Here is a 17,738-nt window from a genome sequence, read left to right on the forward strand (position 1 = left end):
TGCGGGGCGAGCGCGGCGGCGACGCGCTCGGAGACGATCTGACTTCCCGTCAGGTGGAGGTTGGCGAGCATCCGGTCGGGATGCGCGCGGAGGCCCTCGGCGAGCTCGACGGCGGTGTGGGCGGCGCCGCCGGCCAGGCGCAGGCATTCGCGGAGCAGCAGCCACTCGGCGTGCCACGCGCCGCCGGACCGCTCGTCCTCGCCGACCAGGCACTGGGTCAGCGCGGCGGCCAGTGACGGGACTTGGAGAGCGGCCGCACGGATCAGGGTGGCCAGCACCGGGTTGCGCTTGTGCGGCATCGCCGATGAGCCGCCCCGGCCGTCCGCGGCCGGTTCGGTCACCTCGCCGACCTCGGTGCGGGTCAGGTTCTGGACGTCGACGGCGATCTTGCCGAGCGCTCCGGCGGTGAACGCCAGGGCCGCGGCGAGGTCGGCGATCGGGGTGCGCAGGGCGTGCCAGGGCAGGACGGGCCGGGCGAGGCCGGTCTCCGCGGCGAACGCGTCGACGAGGGCGTCGAGGTAGCGGCCGGGGTCGGGGCGGTGTCCGGCGCCGTCGATCCCGGCGTACTCCAGGTAGCCGGCCAGGGTGCCGGCCGCTCCGCCGAGGGAGACGGGCAGCCGGTCGTCGTGGACCAGGGCGAGCCGGGCCTCGGCGTCGAGGACCAGCTGCCGCCAGCCGGCCGCCTTGAGGCCGAAGGTGGTCGGAACGGCCTGGAGGGCCAGCGTGCGGCCGGCCATCGGGGTGTCGCGGTGGCGTGCGGCGAGGACGGCCAGGGCCGCCGCTGTCCGGGTCAGGTCGGCGCGGATGACGCGCACCGTGCGGTGGGCGACCAGCATGGCTGCGGTGTCGAGGATGTCCTGGCTGGTGGATCCGCGGTGAACGTACTCGGCCGCACCCGGGTCGGTGGCGGCGACCACCCGGGTGAGCGCCTGCACCAGGCCGACCACCGGGTTGGCGGTCTCCCGGGCGGCGAGGGCGAGTTCGCGCAGGGAGAAGTCGTCCGCGCGGGCGGCGGCGCTGATGGCCGCCGCGGCGGCGGGCGGCAGGGTGCCGAGTGTCGCCTGGGCGCGGGCGAGCGCGGCTTCGGCGTCCAGCATGGCCTGGAGCCAGGCGCGGTCGCAGACGGCTTCCTCCGCGGGGGTGCCCGCTCGGACGGGGGAGAGCAGTCCGGTGTCCTGCTGCGGGGAGAACCGGTCGGTCATGAAGTCACCTCGATGGGAGGGGTGGACGGGGTAGGTTGCCGGGCGGTATCCGGGTGCGACGGTTCCCGCTCTTTCGGCGGGAAGTCCAAGGGAATAGTTCGGGCCAATTCCGCTTCCCTGACGGGAACTTCGGTGGAATGGGGTGAAATGGCCGGCCCGGTGCCGGGGCCGGTGTGTATCGGAATGGCCGCACCTGCCGTATCCGGGTCCCAGCCGGTGGTGCCTTCCGGTACTGTCGCCTTGGCCACGGGGGCGGCACTCGCACGTTGTGCTCATTGTGCATGTTGTGCTCGGTTCTCCGGCGCCTTCATACCCGTTTGGGCGATCGGGGGAGCAGAGATGGCAGGTGCGGCGCAATCCGCATCCGGTTCGACCAGCCACATTGTGGAACCGGAGGAATTGAGGTCCCTGGTACGGCAGGCACAGCGGGGTGACGCGCTCGCCCTGGACGAGTTGCTCGGAATCCTCATGCCCTATGTCGGACGGATCTGTGCGCCGATCGCCCTGCAGGAGGCACCGGATGCGGCGCAGGAGGCGGCGATCGCGATCGTTCGGAACCTGCATCAACTGAAGGCCCCTGAGGCGCTGTTCTCCTGGGCGAGGGCGATCGCCGCGCGCGAGGCGGTCCGCTTCGCGACCCGGGCCGGCGCACGCAACCAGCGCACCAGCGCGTCCGAGCCGGCCGACGAGGCGGACCTGCGCGATCTGGAGCTCGCGGCGGACATCCAGGACGTCCTGGAACGGCTTCCGCCGGAGCAGCGAGCCGTCCTGACGCTCCGTCATGTGGAGGGCCTGGACGAGCAGTCGGTGTCGAACATCCTCAGCGTCCCGATCGGAACGGTCCGTTCGCGACTGTTCCGGGCCAGGAAGGGCTTCCGGGCGGCCTGGGGCACCGACCGGCGCTGACCGGTGCTCAGCGCGCCCGCGCCGCCGCCGGGCAGCCGGCGGCGGCGCGGGCGCGAGCGTCAGACGGGGACGACGACGTCCTGCCCGTTGTTCCGGCCGGACGCGGTGCCCGCGGGCCCCGCCGGCCCGGACTCTCCGGCGGGCACCGGCAGCCAGCCCAGCCAGCGCGGCACGTACCAACTGCGGTCGCCCAGCAACTTCATCGAGGCCGGCAGCAGCACCGTGCGGACCACCGCGGCATCGATCAGCACCGCTGCCGAGAGGCCGAGGCCGGCCTCCTTCATCGAGACCTCGGGCATCGTGGTGAAGACCGCGGCGACCGCCACCATCACCACGGCGGCGCTGGTCACCGCGCCGGCCGTGTGCCGGATGCCTTCGGAGATCGCCCGCTCGGTGGTCGCGCCGCGGTCGCGCAGCTCGCGGATCCGGCTCACGACCAGGACGTGGTAGTCCATCGAGAGGCCGAACAGGATGACGAAGAGGAACAGCGGCACCCAGGAGGTGATCCCACCGTTGCTCTCGAAGCCGAGCAGCCGGTGGCCGAAGCCCCATTGGAAGACCGCCACCACGAGGCCGTAGGCCGCGCCGACCGAGAGCAGGTTGAGGGCCAGGGTGAGCCCGGCGACGGTGACCGAGCGGAAGCTGACCAGCATGATCAGGAAGGTCAGGACCAGGACGAAGACCACCACCAGCGGGGTGGAGGAGGACAGTTGGCGGCTGGTGTCCACCGAGGCGGCGGTGATGCCCGCGACGGCGATCTCGGCGCCGGGCAGGGTGCCCAGGGAGGCGGGCAGGACCTGGTCGCGCAGCACGCCCAGGGCGTGGACGGAGTCCCGGTCGGTGCCGTTGCCGGCGAGGCCGAGGCTCACCAGGGCGACGGTGTGGTCGGCGTTCTGCTCGACCGTGACCGGGCCGTGCAGTTCGGTGCTGCCCTCGACGGTTCGGCGCAGCCGGTCGATCGCGGCCCGCGCGGGCTCGGCGGTGACGTCGGAGGTGCGCAGCACGACCTTGGCCGGGGCGGACGAGCCGGGGAAGGCCTGCTGGATGGCGGCGTAGGTGCGCAGCGCCGGGAGGTGGTCCGCCGACAGGTCGGCGAAGCCGGGGTCGACCGTGCGCAGGGCGAAGGCCGGGGCGAGCAGGGCGAGCAGGGCTCCGGTGGCGACCACGGTGGAGAGCACCGGGCGCGCCAGGACGGTGCCGAGCAGCCGGGCCCAGCCGCGACCGGAGTCCTCGGACCGTCCCGCGCGGGCGCGGCCGAGCAGCGGCAGCCGGCCCTTGTCGATGCGGTCGCCGAGCAGCGAGAGCATGGCGGGCAGGACGGTGACCGAGCCGAGCACGGCGATCGCGACGACGACGATGGTCGCCTCGGCCATGCCGGTCTGGATGCCGTTGCCGGAGAGGAACATGCCGGCCAGGGCGGCGATGACGGCGAGGCCGGAGACCAGGACCGCGCGGCCCGAGGTCGCGGCGGCCACCTCCACGGCGTCCCGGCCGCTGCGGCCGAGCGCGCGTTCCTCGCGCACCCGGCGGATGTAGAAGAGCGAGTAGTCGACGCCGACGGCGATGCCGACGAGGCCCATCACGGCGGTGCCATTGGCGTCCACGTGGGCCAGGTGGCTGGTCAGGGTGACCGCGCCGCCCGCGGCGACCAGCGAGGTGAGCGCGAGGACCAGGGGCAGGGTGGCGGCGACGAGCGCGCCGAAGGCGATCAGCAGGATGGCGAGGGTGATCGGGAAGGAGAGCGTCTCGGCGCCGGTGTAGTCCTTGGCCAGCTTGTCGTCGTACGCCTTGGCGAAGGAGCCCTCGCCGAACTCCGCGATCCGGAAGTCCGGGTGGGCGTGTGCGGCGGTGTCGACGGTGGCCAGGGCGGGGGAGACCCGCTCCTTGGCGGTCGCCGCGTCGCCCGTGACGCTGAACAGGACGAGGGCGGAGTGCCGGTCCGCGGAGACCGGTCCTCCGGCGCCCGGGCCGAGCGGTGAGCCGACGTCGGTGACGCCGGCGGTCCGGCTGAGGGCGGCCACCGTCTCGTCGACGACGGTCTTGAAGGCCGGGTCGTCCGCGGTCGCCGAGTCGCTGTGGACGAAGACGGATTCGCGTGCGGGGAGCGCGAATCCGGCCTGGTCCAGGATCCGCTGGGCGCGCTGGGCCTCTCCGTTGACCTGTTCCTGGGCGGTGAGGCCGGCCTGCTCGGTGGCGCCGCCGGCGGTGACGGCGACGGCGACGAAGAGCAGCCACAGCAGCACGGCGGCCCAGCGATGCCGGGCGCTCCACCGGCCCATGGCTGCGGCGATGTTCCTGCGGGGGGTCACGGAATCCTCCTGTGTTCGGACTTGCGAAGAGGTGGTCGACGCCACGGCCGACGGGCCCGGTCGGCGGGAAGTCGATGGTGTCCGGAGGGGAAGAGGCAGGCCGGTGCGGTGGCAATCCCGAGAAGTTCCGTCAATCCGGCGGAGGTTGTGCGCCGGTCCGAGGAGGTGGCGCGCCGGGACGAGTCCCCGTGGGCGGGGATTGGTTCGGCGCCCGGCGCCCTCTCTCAATCGGGGGACGGCCCCGGCGACGGGCCGGGCCGCGCGCCGAACGCTGAAGGCGCTGGGACGAGCTGAGGAAAGAGGGTCGCGCTATGACCGATCACCCGCGGACGAACCGTCCGCTGCCCGAACTGGAGGGAGTGCGCCACCACTTCGTCGAGGCGGACGGCGTCCGGCTCCACGTGGCGGAGGCCGGGAGCGGCGAGCCGCTGGTGCTGCTGCACGGATTCCCGCAGCACTGGTACGCCTGGCACCGGGTGGTGCCGCTGCTGCGCGACGACTTCCGCCTGATCTGCCTCGACCTGCCCGGCTTCGGCTGGTCGGACGTCCCGGCCCGCGGTTACACGACGGACGAGCGGGTGCGCCTGGTGCTGCGCGCGCTGGACCAACTCGGCTTGGAACGCGCCGGGTTGATGGGGCACGACTGGGGGGCCTGGACGGGGTTCGCGCTGGCCCTGAGCGCGCCGGAGCGGTTCGCCGGCTTCCTGGCCCTGAACATGGTCCACCCGTGGCCGACGCAGCGCGGGCTCCTCGGGACGGCCTGGCGGTTCTGGTACACGGCGCTGCTGGAGTACCCCGCCATCGGGCGGCGGGTGATCCGGCGGTGGCCCGGGCTGCTCGGGTACCTGCTGCGCCGCGGCGTCGGGGACGGGAGCCCCTGGCCGGAGGAGGAAATCGCCGAGTACACCGCCGCCGGGAGCGAGCCGGGAGCGGCGTACGCGGGGGAGAAGCTGCACTGGGGCTTCGTGGCCGGGGACATCCCGCGGCTGGCGCTGGGACGGTTCCGCCACCGGCGGCTGACCGTCCGCACGCTGGTGCTGGCCGGCGACCGGGACCCGGTCATCCGTCCGGCGCTGCTGGCCGGCGCGGACCGGTACGCCGACGACCTGCGCACCGAAGTACTGGCCGGCAGCGGGCACTTCCTGCCGCACGAGCGACCGGAGGAGGTCGCGGCCGCCGCCCGCCGGCTCTTCCTGGGTACGGCCCGGGACGGCGGACCAGGGCTGGGCGGGCCGGACGCGTTCTGACCTCGGGCCGGCCCCTGGGTGAAGGCCAGGGGCCGGCCCGCGGTCAGCGGGAGGCCGCCGCGCGGAGCCGGATCCGCTCTCCCAGCCGGTCGAGCAGGATGTCGCCGCGCCGGTCGGTGAGCTTGCCGAGGAACCGCTGAACGGGCGCGGACCCGGGCAACCGGAGGCTCCCCAGCAGGGCGAAGCGGGTGCCGTCGCCCTCGGGGACGGCGGCCATCCCCCCGAGCAGGACCTTGCTCTGCATCAGGCACCAACCGGGCGAGAGCACGATGTCGAACCGCTCCCGGTGGCCGACGGCGCTGGTCGCCAGGCCGCTGAGCCGGTGTCCGCCGCCCGGACCCGGACCGACCTCGAACGAGCGTAGCCCGGTGAGCAGTTGCGGCAGTTCGTGCTCCAGATCGCTCGCCACCGACCAGACCTCGTCGAAGGTCGCGGGATAGCGGCGCTCGGCGAACATCGGGCGGTTCCCCGCGGCCGCGGCCATGACCCGGAGCCGGCGCACTGGATCCAGTTCGACGGTCGGCCAACGGGCGGGCGGGCGCCCTTGGGCCTCGTTGTCCTCTTCCATGTCTGTCCGTCCCCTCCAAGTGGACTCGGCCGATGGCGACATCGGTCACGACAAGGCGTGGGTCAGCCTCCCACTCCGCGATCGATGCGATCAAGGAGCGGCGCGCGCCTCCCCCCGCCGGGATCGGCGGGCCTACTCACAAGGAGGTGCCCGGGCAGCGGAACACTCCCTCCGGCCGACCTGTTTCATGTCCCGGTCAATCTGCTCCGATCGCCCGGGGATCCGGCTCGCATGCGCAGAGTAGTCGGAAAACTACTCGAAAATTTGTCTCCTCCAGTGGGATTGGACCGGCCGCGGCGGCGCTCTTCCTCACTGACAGGGTGAAAGCGGGGCGTGAACGAGCCCCCTGTGAAATCCGATCCGGAAATCCCCCATTGCGTCGCAATGGTGACACCGGCACCTGTTCCGTCATTCTCCGATTGCCCGAAAGGGAATTCCTCCATGCCTGAACTCGCCGATTTCCGAGAGATCGAGGTCCCCGGACCGAGTGCGCCGTTGGGCGTGCTTCCGGAGGTCGCCGCCGAGCGCCACGGAGACATGCGCTTCCTGTCCGACACCCCCTGGACCACCTACGGCGGGCCGGTCACCACCGTCGCCGAGTTCGCCACCGCCGTCCGCGACTACGCGGACCGGCTCTGGGCGGCCGGCGTACGGCGCTCCGACGTGGTCGCCGTCGTCCAGCGCAACCACATCGAGGTCGAAGCCGTGATGTGCGCGCTCGGTCGGATCGGCGCGCTGCCCGTCCTGCTGTCCTCCGCGATGGAGGTCGGTGAGCTGCTGGACTGCCTGGCCCGGCTCGACCGGCCCAAGCTGCTGGTCGACGCGTACGGCGAGGCCCGGCTCGCCCAATCCCGGCACGCGCTGGCGCTGTTGACCAGCACCGTGCTCTCCTTCGCCGACCCCGAGCCGGGCGCGGCGGGTTGGACGGTGCCGGCGCACGACCGGGCGCCGCACGTCGCGGACCCGCGCGACGAGGACGACTGGTTCGTCGTCACCCACTCCTCGGGCACCACCGGTTCGCCGAAGCTGGCCGCCCACTCCACCCGCTCGCTGTTCGGCATGGTCGCTCCGATGATCATGCTGCTGCGCACCCAGTACAACGGCGGCGACCTGAACGCCAAGCACCTCTCCTTCGTCCACGCCCGCACCTGCGCGGGCACGTTGGCCTCGCTGGAGGCCAACGTGCCGATGCTGGCCATCGCCGATCCGCGACTGGACAACGTCAAGCGGCTGCTGCTGGAGCACCGCCCGACCTCGCTGGAGACCCACCCCAACGTCTTCATCCAGTGGGAGTCCCTCGCCGCCGACCCGGACCGCCCGCTCGGCCCGGTCCAGCGCTTCATCAGCACCTTCGACGCGATCCACCCGCGCACCGTCCGCCGCTTGGTGGCCGGTTCCGACGAACCCGGCGTGCACTACCTGCAGGCCTACGGTCAGACCGAGTCGGGCCCGATCTGCCTCCAGATGGTGGCCGGCGCGGCGATCGCCGACTACTCCCCGCGCAACGTCGGCTTCCCCGGCCCCGGCATCGGCCTGCGGATCGTCGACGAGCACGGCGAGCCCGTCCCCGACGGCGAGGTCGGCCACATCGAGACCCTCTCTCCGGGCCGGATGCGCGGCTACATCGGCGGTGGGGCCGTGCCCGTCGCGGACGAGGCGTGGTGGCCGATGGGCGACCTCGGCCGGCTGCTGCCGGACGGCTCGCTCGAACTCCTCGACCGGATCGTCGAGCACGTCGATGGAACCGAGAGCCTCCTGGAGAAGGAGGACGAGCTGCTGGAACTGCTGCCCGAACTCGTCGAGCTGGTCCTGGTGAAGGCCGAGCGCGAGGGCGTCTTCGCGGTGGCATGCCCGCGCGCCGGTCACCGGGGCGACGAGGAGCGATTCCACGCGGCCGCCGAGGAGGTCGGCCTCGGCCGGATCCCGGTGCGGTTCTGGGAGTGGGAGGCGCTGCCCGTCACCGGTTCCTACAAGGTGCGCCGCGGTGTCCTCCGTGAGCGCCTCGCCGCCCGGGTCACCGCCATCGGCGACCCGAAGGTCCTGGAAGGGAGCAAGTGAGCACCATGACGGATCTCCTGGCGATCCTGCGCGACACCGCCCGGCCCGAGGCCGTGCTGCACCTGCCCGGCCGGCCCGAGACGCGGGTGGAGCTCGCCGAACTGATCGACCGGGCCGCCCGCACCGCCACCCGCGTCAGACGCGAACTCGGCGGCAAACCAAGGCGGTTGGGCCTGCTGATGGTCAACTCCGAGGCCTGGGTGCGCGGTCTGCTGACCGCCTGGACGCTCGGCGCCACCGCTGTGCCGCTGCCCCTGCCGGTCGCCTTCGCCGGGATGGAGGCGTACGCCGAGCACCTCGGCCGGATCGCCCGCGACGGCGAACTCGACGCCCTGCTCGTCTCGGACGGCACCGGCGCCCGGCTGCTCGACCAGGTCCGTCGCCAGGTCGAACCGACCGCACTGATCGACATCACCGCGCCCGACCACGGGGAACGGCCGCTGCCGCCCGCCCCGCCGGCCGAACTCGCGGTCATCCAGTACACCTCCGGCAGCACCTCCCGCCCCAAGGGCGTCATGCTCAGCCACGCGAACGTCGCCGCGGGCCTGCGGGCGATCACCGAGTCCGTCGCCTGGCGCGACGGCGACCGGCTCGGGCTGTGGCTTCCGCTCTTCCACGACATGGGGCTGTTCGGCCTGCTCACGGCCCTGGTGAACGGCGCCCCGGCCCACCTCTACCAGCCGCGCGACTTCGTCCGCCGCCCGCTCGAATGGCTGGCCGACTTCGCCGCGACCGGCGCCACCATCACACCCGCGCCGAACTTCTTCTACGACCTCCTCGTCGGCGCGGCCCACCAGAAGGGCGTGCCGGACGGCCTGGACCTCTCCCGCTGGCGGTTCGCCACCAACGGAGCCGAGCCCGTCCAGCGCCGCACCATGGACCTCTTCGCCCGCACCTTCGCGCCGTACGGACTGCGGGAGAACGTCGTGCAGCCCACCTACGGCATGGCCGAGGCGACCCTGATGGTCACCTGCCCGAAGGCCGGCAGCCCGGTGCGCAGCCTGGAGGTCGACCGCACCACGCTCGGCGTCGGCGACCGGATCGCCCTGCGCGACACCGCCGGCGAGGGCACCCGCACCGTCGTCTCCTGCGGCCGGCCGGTCAGCAGCGTCGACCTGCGGATCGCCGACCCCGACGGCGCGGAGGTGCGCGCGGGCACCGTCGGGGAAGTGCAGATCAGCGGACCGGCGGTGACCCGCGGCTACCTGGGCCTTCCCACCGACCAGCAGCCGATCACCGGAGACGGCTGGGTCCGCACCGGAGACCTCGGCTTCCTCCACGACGGGGAGCTGTACGTGATGGGCCGGCTCAAGGACATGGTCATCGTCAACGGCCAGAACCACTACGCCGAGGACGCCGAGTACGTCGCCCGCTCCACCCCCGGCGTGGACGGCCGTCGCTGTGCCGCCTTCGCCTGGCAGGACGCGGCGGGGGAGCGGATGGTCGTCATCTGGGAGGCCCGCGACGGGGCCGCCGCCGAGGCCGTCAGCGAGGAGGTCCGGCTGCGGCTCGCCCGGCAGCTGGGGCTCGGCGCCATCGAAGTGGTCGCCGTGCCCGCCGCCACCATCCCCTTCACCAGCTCCGGCAAGGTCAAGCGGCAGGCCGCCCTGGCCCTGTGGCAGGAGAACGTCACGGCCCGTACCGGGCACACCGCCGACCCCATCGAGCACACCACCGACCGGCTCGGCGTCGCCGAGCGTACGAAGTGAGGAGCGAGACATGTCCGACCTGCTGAACACCCCGGAGATCGACGGGAAGGAGATCACGATGCTGGTGATCGACGCCCTGGCGGCCAGTGCGGGCGTGCCCGCCGACCGGGTGGACCCGAACGGCACCCTCGGGGACATCCCCGGCATGGAGTCCGTCAAGGCCCTGCGCGCGGTCAGCCGGATCGAGGAGTCGCTGCGGATCGTCCTGCCCGACGACTTCCTGTTCGAGACCGCCACCGTCGCCGAGCTGGCCGCCTTCGTCGCCGGCCTGGCCCGCGAGGAGCTCGCCCGGGAGGGCCGGTGACCGCCCCGACCCCGCTCGCGGCGGCCTCCGGCGCCGAGCAGAGCGCCGACAGCCTGATCGGGGCGCTCGGCAGGTTCACCGTCGTCCCGCGCGGCATCGCCGTCTACGAGACCGACGTCGCCACCGCCGCGCAGTCGCTGCGCACCGATCCCGGCAACATCCTGGAGCTGGCCGCGGCCGGGCTGCCGCACGAGACCGACCCCGTGTACGGCCCGCTGTTCGACTACGACGACCTGATGAACGTCGGCTTCTTCTGCGGCACCGGGCAGACCGTCCCCGAGCTGGGGCTGCGCTTCCTGATGCGGTTCGCCGCCGAGACCGAGGAGAGCTGGTTCAAGCCGCGCCGCTGGGAGGTGACGGTCCAGCCGGCCGACCGGCTGGGCGAGGGCCGCGGCGGCCCGGCCCCCCTGGTCACCGTCCGGGTGCCGGACCTCACCGCCCCCGGGGTCACCGCCGTGGCCGCCCCGGCCGGGGCGGCCACGCTGCCCGAGGTCACCGGCACCGAGTTCCAGGAGCGCGGCTACCGGGCCGTCGTCGAGCTGACCGGGGCCCGGCAGCGTGTTCGCGCGGCCGCCGCCCAGCCGATCTGGCGGGAGATCGTCGGCTCCCTCGCCGACGGCACGGTCACCTACCAGACCGTTCCCGAGGCGCTGCGCCGGACACCGGAGGAAGCCTGGCGGATGGGCATCGCGGACTGCGTCGTCGCCAGCCGCCTGCTGGCCGGCCGGCTGCGCGCCGCGGGTCTGGAGGCCCGGGTCCGCCGCGGCTACCTGCTCGGCCTCTTCGGCAGCGACCACTCCTGGTGCGAGCTGTACGAGGACGGCGTGTACAAGCCGCTCGACCCGATCTTCGCGTTCATCTCGCAGACCGGGGACGCCGCCAAGGGCATCGCCGCCTCGCCGGAGTTCTCGGCGGCCTGCTTCGGCAGCCGCTTCAACCGCCTGCTGCCCTGCGTGAGCACCGACGGGCAGCCACTCGTCCGGTTCGACGACCGCCCCGCGCCCTACTGGGCGATGGTCGGCGTCGGCGCACGCCCGTGGAGGGGCTGATGGAGACCGCGCGCATGCTCATCAGGGAAGTTCTGGACCTGCCGGTCCTGCTCGACGCCATCGGTGACGACCAGGACCTCGTCTCCGGCGGCATCAACTCCGGTGAGGTGGTGCGGATCGCGCTGCGCTGCGAGCAGTACCTCGACCGGGCGCTGACCGACGAGGAGCTCGCCGGGCTCAGCAGCGTCCGCGCCGTCGGCGAACTGCTGGAAGGGAAGGGCCGGTAGCCATGTGGCTCGACAGCATCCTCGACCGCCACGCGACCAGACGGCCCGATGCGCCCGCGCTGCGGGACATCAGACGGACCGTCAGCTGGGGAGAGCTGCGCGCGGAGACGGCGGCTCTCGCCGCCGCCCTGCGCGAGCGGGTCCGGCCCGGCGCCGCGGTCGCCGTCCTCAGTGGCAACCGCGTGGAGGTCATCGAGACCTACCTCGCCTGCGCGATCGCGGGGGTCGTCGCAGTACCCGTCAATCCGAACCTCACCGACGCCGAGATCGCGTTCATCCTCGACGCGGTCGGCCCCGTGCTGGCGGCCGCCGACGCCGCGGGCCGCGGCCGGCTCGCGGCCGGCTATCCCCACCTGGCCACCCTCGCCATCGAGCAGGTGCCCGCACTGCCCGCCCCGGCGGGAGTACCGGACGCCCGGACCGACCTCGGCGCTCCGGTGCTGATCCTGCACACGTCGGCCACCACGGGCCGGCCCAAGGGCGTCGTCGTCGACCAGCGCTCGCTCAAGGCCAACGCGTACTCCTGGTCCCAGGACGTCGGGCCGGCACCCGGCACGGTGTTCCTCAACGCCGGACCGCTCTTCCACGGCAGCGTCGTCATCGCGCTCGACTACCTCGCCGCCGGGGCCACCGTCTGCGTCCTCGACCGGTTCACCCCTCAGGCCTGCATCGCGGCCGTCGAGACCTGGCGGGTGGAACAGGCCTTCCTGGTCCCGTCGATGGTCCAGCTGCTGCTGGACGCGCGAGGCCTGGCCGATGCCGACCTCGGCTCGCTGAGCCTGCTCCTGCACGGCGCCGCGCCGATGCCGGCCCGCCTTGCCGCACAGGTGCAGGACCGGCTCGGGGTGCGGCTGCACACCGTCTACGGCATCACCGAGGGCGGCGGCCCGGCCATCTCGCTCGGCCCGGACGACAAGCCGGCCGCCCCACCGGTGCCCGGCGCCACCTGCGCCGGCCGGCCCATGGCCGGGGTGGCCCTGCGGATCACCGACGAGCAGGGGAGCCCGATGCCGCCCGGCGAGCTCGGTGAGATCCGGCTCTGCGGCGACGGCCTGATGCACGGCTACCTCAACAACCCGGCCGCCACCGCGGCCGTACTGGCGGACGGCTGGCTCAACACCCTGGACATCGGGCTGCGCGATGACGACGGCTACGTGTGGATCGTCGACCGCCGCAACGACCTGATCCTGCGCGGCGGCCAGAACGTCTACCCCGCCGAGATCGAGGAGGTGCTGCGCCGTTCGCCGCGGGTCGCGGACGTCGCGGTGGTGCCGGCGCCCTCCGACACCTGGGGGCAGACGCCGGTGGCGTTCGTCGTCGTCACCGGCGGTGCCGGTGGATCCGTCGAGGCTTCCGAGTCCGAACTGGCCGCCGAGCTGGCCGCGTTGTGCGTCGAGCGGCTCGCCTCCTACAAGCGGCCCAGCCGCTTCGTCCCGATCGACACGATCCCCCGCAACCCGTCCGGCAAGGTGCTCCGCACCGTCCTGCGCGAGCGCGCCGAACAGCCCCACGCGGCAGGCCGGCCGGCCGCCGCCACCCCGAAGGGAGCAGAGCAGCGATGACCCAGGCCGTGGAGCAGAGCGCAGTCGAGCCGGACACGGAGCAGCGGGACTACACCGATCCCCGGGTGCTGGAGGAGGCCGCCGGCGCCTGGCGGATGCCGCTCGCGGGCGAGGCGCTCTTCCACTGGGACTACGACACCGGCGACGCCCAGATGCTGCGCCTGTACGCGCAGGGCAAGCAGCGGCAGTGGGACGCCGACGCGGAACTGGACTGGACCCACGAGCCCGACCCGGACAACCCGCTCGGCATGCCGGACGAGTTCGTCTCGATCTGCGGCTCGCCGCTCTGGGACCGCCTGCCGGAGTCCGAGCGCGCCGTCGTCCGCACCCACACCGCCGGCTGGCTGTACTCCCAGTTCCTGCACTCCGAGCAGTTCGCGCTGATCGGCGTCGGCAAGATCGCCGCCGGGACGCCGAGCCTGGAGTCCAAGATGTACGCGGCCACCCAGCTGATGGACGAGGCCCGCCACGCGGAGGCGTTCAACCGCTACCTGAGCACCAAGATCGGTGTCCGGTACGGCCTGTCGCCCACCCTCGGCTCGTTGTTCCGGCAGGTGCTCGCCGAGCCGCGCTGGGACCTCGGGGTGCTCACCGCCCACGTGCTGGTCGAGAACATGGGCCTGGCCGCCTTCGGCATGCACAAGGAGCGCATGCGCGACCCGCTGGCCAGGGCGTTCATGGGGTACGTGCTGCGCGACGAGGCCCGGCACGTCGCGTTCGGCCGCACCCTGCTGCGCCGGCTGTACCCGCAGCTGACCGCGGCCGAGACGGCCGAGCGCGAGGAGTTCGTGCTGGAGGGCTGCTGGGCGCTGCGCGACCGCTACGTGGACGACGACATGTGGCACAACCTCGGCTACGGCAAGGAGGCGGTCGAGCTGTCCCGGCTGTCGCCCTCGAAGCGGGAGTTCCGCCGACTGGTGTTCATGCGGATCGTCCCGGCCCTCAAGGACATCGGCCTGTTCGGCCCGACCGTGCGCGAGGGGCTGGCGAAGATGGGTGTCCTCGGCTTCGGTGACGCCGGACTGGACGAGCTGGCCCGTGAACCGCTCGACGAGCGGCAGGCCGACCACGACGCCCGGCGTGAACTCGACGCCCGGGTACGGGAGATCAAGTCCATCGCCGACCTCGGTGCACGCGGACGCTGACCGCCCGCCACCGGGGCGGCACCGACGAGCCTGGAGGTTCCGATGCCGGACACCCTCACCCTTCCCCGGGGCTTCCCGGCCCCCGGGGACACCACCGCCGGTCGTCGCTACCTCGACGAGCTGATCGCCGGCATCGCCCGGGAACCGTCCTGCATGGACCGGTTGTCCCTGCCCAGACCCGACACCTGGGCGCCCGGCGAGGTCACCGCGGTGACCGCGTTCGGTGCGGACGTGCTGCTCAACTTCGGCACCGTTTTCGGCGGCCACATCGCCGCCCTGATCGACCACTTCGCCGGCCTCGCGATGCTCACCGTGCTGCGCGAGGGAACCGCCATCGTCACGGCCGGACTCGAAGTCGCCTACCGGGCACCGCTGCTGCCCGGTCCGGCGGTGATCGAGGCGCGGGTCAGGGCGCTCGGCTCGCGGCACGCGCGGGTCGAGGTGGTCTTCCGGCAGGAAGGGACGGTCACCAGCGTCGGCACCGTCGAGCAGGTGATCGTCCGGGCCGCCGCAGCAGACGTGGCCGCGCACGTGGCACCCGCGCACGTGGCGCCGGGGCAGGAGGGCGACCGGCTGACCGTCGGCTGAGTCCGACCCGAACACGAGGTGGCGTCAACCGGCCTCGGAAGAACGGAACGTGCCCACGACGGGGGAAGGAGAAGGCGTCGGCCCCGGCGAGCGAGCCGGGGCCGACCGGCCGAAGCGAAGATGAAGGACAGCATACGTTTTGACGTCTGTGTGATCGGCGCGGGACCGCGCGGACTGTCGGTCCTGGAGCGGATCTGCGCCAACGCCCGGGAGCGGGGCGAGCACACCCGGATCACCGTCCACGTCGTCGACCCGTACCCGGCCGGGGCGGGACAGGTGTGGCGCACCGACCAGTCGCGCCACCTGCTGATGAACACGGTGGCCTCGCAGGTGAGCATGTTCACCGACCCCAGCACGGACATCGAGGGCCCGATCGAGGGCGGGCCGAGCCTGTACGAGTGGGCCGGATTCGTGCGGGCGGTCGGCTCCTACGACGGTTACGACGGGTACGGTGACCAAACCCTCGCCGAGGCCCGCGACCTGGGCCCGGACGACTACCCCACCCGCGCCCTGTACGGGCACTACCTGGAGTGGGTGTTCCGCCGCGTGGTCGGCACCGCCCCCTGGCACCTGACCGTGGCCGTCCACCGCGACCGGGCCGTCGAACTGAGGGGACGGCCGGACGGCACCCAGACCGTACGCCTGGCCGGCGGCGAGGTGATCGACGGGCTGGCCGCCGTGGTCCTCGCCCAGGGCCACCTCGGGGAGGAGCCCGACGACGAGCAGCGGCGGGCCGCCCGATTCGCCGAGCGGCACGGTCTGTTCCTGCTCCCGCCCGGCAACCCGGCCGACGCCGATCTGACCGCCCTCGCCCCCGGCCGTCCGGTGCTGCTTCGCGGCCTCGGCCTGAACTTCTTCGACTACCTCGCGCTGCTCACCCAGGGCCGCGGCGGAACGTATCTGCGCCAGGCCGGCCGGCTGGTCTACCGCCCGTCCGGCCGCGAACCGCGGATCTACGCGGGCTCCCGGCGTGGTGTCCCGCACCACGCGCGCGGCGAGAACGAGAAGGGCCCGTACGGCCGCCACCGGCCCGCGGTGCTCACCCCGGAGGCCGTCGCCCGACTGCGGGCGGAGGCGCGGGCCGGTGCGGGCCTGGACTTCCGGCGGGACCTCTGGCCGCTGATCGCCAAGGAGGTGGAGACGGTCTACTACACCGCGCTGGTCCGTGCCCGGTACGGTGAGCGCGCGGCCGAGGCCTTCCGGCTTCGCTACCTGGCCGTCGAGCACGGCTCGGCACCGGAGCGTGCCCTGCTCGACGCCGCCGAGGTGGCACACGGGCCGCGGTTCGACTGGGAGCGACTGGCCCGCCCGTACGGCGATCGCGAGTTCGCCTCGCCGGCCGAATTCCGGCGTTGGCTGCTGGAACACCTCCGCGCGGACGCCGCAGCGGCGCGCGAGGGCAACGTCACCGGGCCGCTCAAGGCCGCGCTGGACGTGCTGCGCGACCTGCGCAACGAGATCCGCCCGCTGGTCGACCACGGCGGTCTCACCGCCGGCTCGCACCGGGACGACCTGCGGCGCTGGTACACCCCGCTCAACGCCTTCCTGTCGATCGGTCCGCCGGCGCGCCGGATCGAGGAGATGACCGCGCTCATCGAGGCCGGGGTGTTGACCGTGCTCGGCCCCGGCACCACGGTCCGGCCGGACGAGGCGGCGGGTGCCTTCGTGGCCGACTCCCCGGCCGTTCCGGGCTCCCGGGTCGCCGTCTCCGCGCTGATCGAGGCCCGGCTCCCGGAGCCGGAACTCGACCGCGTCGCCGACCCGTTGCTGCGTGGGCTGCTGAAGACCGGCCGGTGCCGCCGTCACCGGGTCGACGGCCCGGACGGCGAGAGCCACCTCACCGGCGGGCTCGACGTCACCGAGCGGCCGTACCACCTGCTGGACGCGGCCGGGTGGGCGCACCCCGCGCGGTTCGCCTTCGGCGTGCCGACCGAGGCGGTCCACTGGGTCACCGCAGCCGGCATCCGGCCGGGCGTGAACTCGGTGACGCTGCAGGACTCGGACGCCATCGCCCGGGCCGTCCTGGACCGTGCGGGTGCCGGCGCAGCTGTGGCCGTGGCCGTGGGCGCGTCGAGCGAGGAGACGGCGAAGGTGGACGCGGCGGTCTGAACTCACCCCCCCCGGAACGGCCGCCGGCAGGAATTCGCCCCTCCTGCCGGCGGCTTCCGCATGCCCGCGGCGGCTCTTACCGGGTGTCGGGCCGACGGCCCGAGTCGGGCCGGACGCACGGCAACGGCCGGCCCGGAGCACCGGGGGTGCGGTCCGGACCGGCCGTTGCCGTCAGGGAGCGACGGGTCAGTCGGTGGTCATCAGATCAGCGAAGAGTCGCACCACATCGTGAGCCTGACGTCGGTTCAACCGCGGATCGCAGGCGGTCGTGTAGCGCAGCGGCACGTCGCCCTCGGCCACCCGGCCGTCCGCCCGCCCGCCGACGCACTCGGTGACGTCGCCCGCGGTGGCCTCCAGGTGGAGCCCGCCCGGCCGGATCCCGGCCTCCGTCAACACCCGGTGGAACCCCGTCACCTCGGCCTCGATCGCCGCGACGTGTCGGGTCTTCAGCCCACGCGGCCCCTGGACGGTGTTGCCGTGCATCGGATCGCACAGCCACACCACCGGGTGCCCGGCGCGCAGGACGGCCGCCACCAGGCCGGGCAGCCGCTTCGCGACCTGCCCGGCCCCCATCCGGGAGATCAGCACCAGGCGGCCCGCGCGCCGGTCCGGGTCGAGTCGCTCGCAGATCGCGAGGAGCCCGTCGGCCGTCAGGCCGGGCCCGACCTTGACCCCCACCGGGTTGGCGACACCGGTGAGGAAGCGCACGTGGGCGTCGTCGACCCCGGCGGTGCGGGCGCCGATCCACGGCAGGT

15 protein-coding genes are annotated in these 17,738 nt (G+C 73.4%); 11 read left to right on the forward strand and 4 right to left on the reverse strand.

What is annotated here, in order from left to right; genetic code table 11:
* On the reverse strand, positions 1–1,202 hold a 1,202-nt coding region (gene pcaB, locus J0670_RS09155; protein WP_207810950.1), incomplete at its 3' end, for a 3-carboxy-cis,cis-muconate cycloisomerase.
* 339 nt (positions 1,203–1,541) lie between these two features.
* On the opposite strand from pcaB, the gene J0670_RS09160 reads away from it, so the two are divergent.
* Positions 1,542–2,108, forward strand: coding sequence for an RNA polymerase sigma factor (locus tag J0670_RS09160; protein WP_207810951.1), 567 nt, complete (start codon positions 1,542–1,544; stop codon positions 2,106–2,108).
* 59 nt (positions 2,109–2,167) lie between these two features.
* Here the strand turns inward: J0670_RS09160 and J0670_RS09165 are convergent, their stop codons facing one another.
* Positions 2,168–4,417 (reverse strand): MMPL family transporter, encoded by a 2,250-nt coding sequence (locus J0670_RS09165; RefSeq protein WP_207810952.1) that lies wholly within the window; start codon positions 4,415–4,417, stop codon positions 2,168–2,170.
* 311 nt (positions 4,418–4,728) lie between these two features.
* Between J0670_RS09165 and J0670_RS09170 the strand changes: the two genes are divergently transcribed.
* Complete coding sequence (locus J0670_RS09170) at positions 4,729–5,664, forward strand: alpha/beta fold hydrolase (RefSeq protein ID WP_207810953.1); 936 nt, start codon at positions 4,729–4,731, stop codon at positions 5,662–5,664.
* A 43-nt stretch (positions 5,665–5,707) separates the two neighbouring features.
* Here J0670_RS09170 and J0670_RS09175 read toward each other — a convergent pair whose 3' ends face one another.
* Positions 5,708–6,232, reverse strand: a complete 525-nt coding sequence (locus tag J0670_RS09175) for a hypothetical protein (RefSeq protein ID WP_207810954.1) — start codon at positions 6,230–6,232, stop codon at positions 5,708–5,710.
* A gap of 441 nt (positions 6,233–6,673) precedes the next feature.
* Here J0670_RS09175 and J0670_RS09180 point away from each other — a divergent pair, with 441 nt between their 5' ends.
* From J0670_RS09180 to J0670_RS09220, 9 genes are all read left to right on the forward strand, one after another.
* Positions 6,674–8,290: a class I adenylate-forming enzyme family protein gene (locus J0670_RS09180; protein ID WP_207810955.1), complete on the forward strand. Its 1,617-nt coding sequence runs from the start codon at positions 6,674–6,676 to the stop codon at positions 8,288–8,290.
* Between the two features lie 5 nt (positions 8,291–8,295).
* Positions 8,296–9,999, forward strand: a complete 1,704-nt coding sequence (locus J0670_RS09185; protein WP_207810956.1) for an AMP-binding protein — start codon at positions 8,296–8,298, stop codon at positions 9,997–9,999.
* 10 nt (positions 10,000–10,009) lie between these two features.
* Positions 10,010–10,303 (forward strand): acyl carrier protein, encoded by a 294-nt coding sequence (locus tag J0670_RS09190; RefSeq protein ID WP_207810957.1) that lies wholly within the window; start codon positions 10,010–10,012, stop codon positions 10,301–10,303.
* On the forward strand, positions 10,300–11,352 hold the full coding sequence (locus tag J0670_RS09195) for a transglutaminase domain-containing protein (protein WP_207810958.1): 1,053 nt from the start codon (positions 10,300–10,302) through the stop codon (positions 11,350–11,352). The genes J0670_RS09190 and J0670_RS09195 overlap by 4 nt, the downstream gene beginning before the upstream one ends.
* Positions 11,352–11,579: an acyl carrier protein gene (locus J0670_RS09200; protein WP_207810959.1), complete on the forward strand. Its 228-nt coding sequence runs from the start codon at positions 11,352–11,354 to the stop codon at positions 11,577–11,579. Before J0670_RS09195 ends, J0670_RS09200 begins: the two co-directional genes overlap by 1 nt.
* Before the next feature lie 2 nt (positions 11,580–11,581).
* Positions 11,582–13,141 carry a class I adenylate-forming enzyme family protein gene (locus tag J0670_RS09205; RefSeq protein WP_207810960.1) on the forward strand — a complete coding sequence of 520 codons (1,560 nt, stop codon included), beginning with the start codon at positions 11,582–11,584 and terminating at the stop codon, positions 13,139–13,141.
* Positions 13,138–14,286: a ferritin-like domain-containing protein gene (locus J0670_RS09210; RefSeq protein ID WP_207810961.1), complete on the forward strand. Its 1,149-nt coding sequence runs from the start codon at positions 13,138–13,140 to the stop codon at positions 14,284–14,286. Before J0670_RS09205 ends, J0670_RS09210 begins: the two co-directional genes overlap by 4 nt.
* A gap of 42 nt (positions 14,287–14,328) precedes the next feature.
* On the forward strand, positions 14,329–14,874 hold the full coding sequence (locus tag J0670_RS09215) for a PaaI family thioesterase (protein WP_207810962.1): 546 nt from the start codon (positions 14,329–14,331) through the stop codon (positions 14,872–14,874).
* Positions 14,875–14,994: 120 nt separating this feature from the next.
* Positions 14,995–16,983 (forward strand): FAD/NAD(P)-binding domain-containing protein, encoded by a 1,989-nt coding sequence (locus tag J0670_RS09220; RefSeq protein ID WP_207810963.1) that lies wholly within the window; start codon positions 14,995–14,997, stop codon positions 16,981–16,983.
* Between the two features lie 186 nt (positions 16,984–17,169).
* Here the strand turns inward: J0670_RS09220 and J0670_RS09225 are convergent.
* A partial coding sequence (locus J0670_RS09225; RefSeq protein ID WP_207810964.1) for a 3-deoxy-7-phosphoheptulonate synthase occupies positions 17,170–17,738 on the reverse strand: 569 nt, incomplete at its 5' end.

It is taken from the genome of Streptomyces sp. FH025 (assembly GCF_017427025.1).
Taxonomy (GTDB): domain Bacteria; phylum Actinomycetota; class Actinomycetes; order Streptomycetales; family Streptomycetaceae; genus Kitasatospora.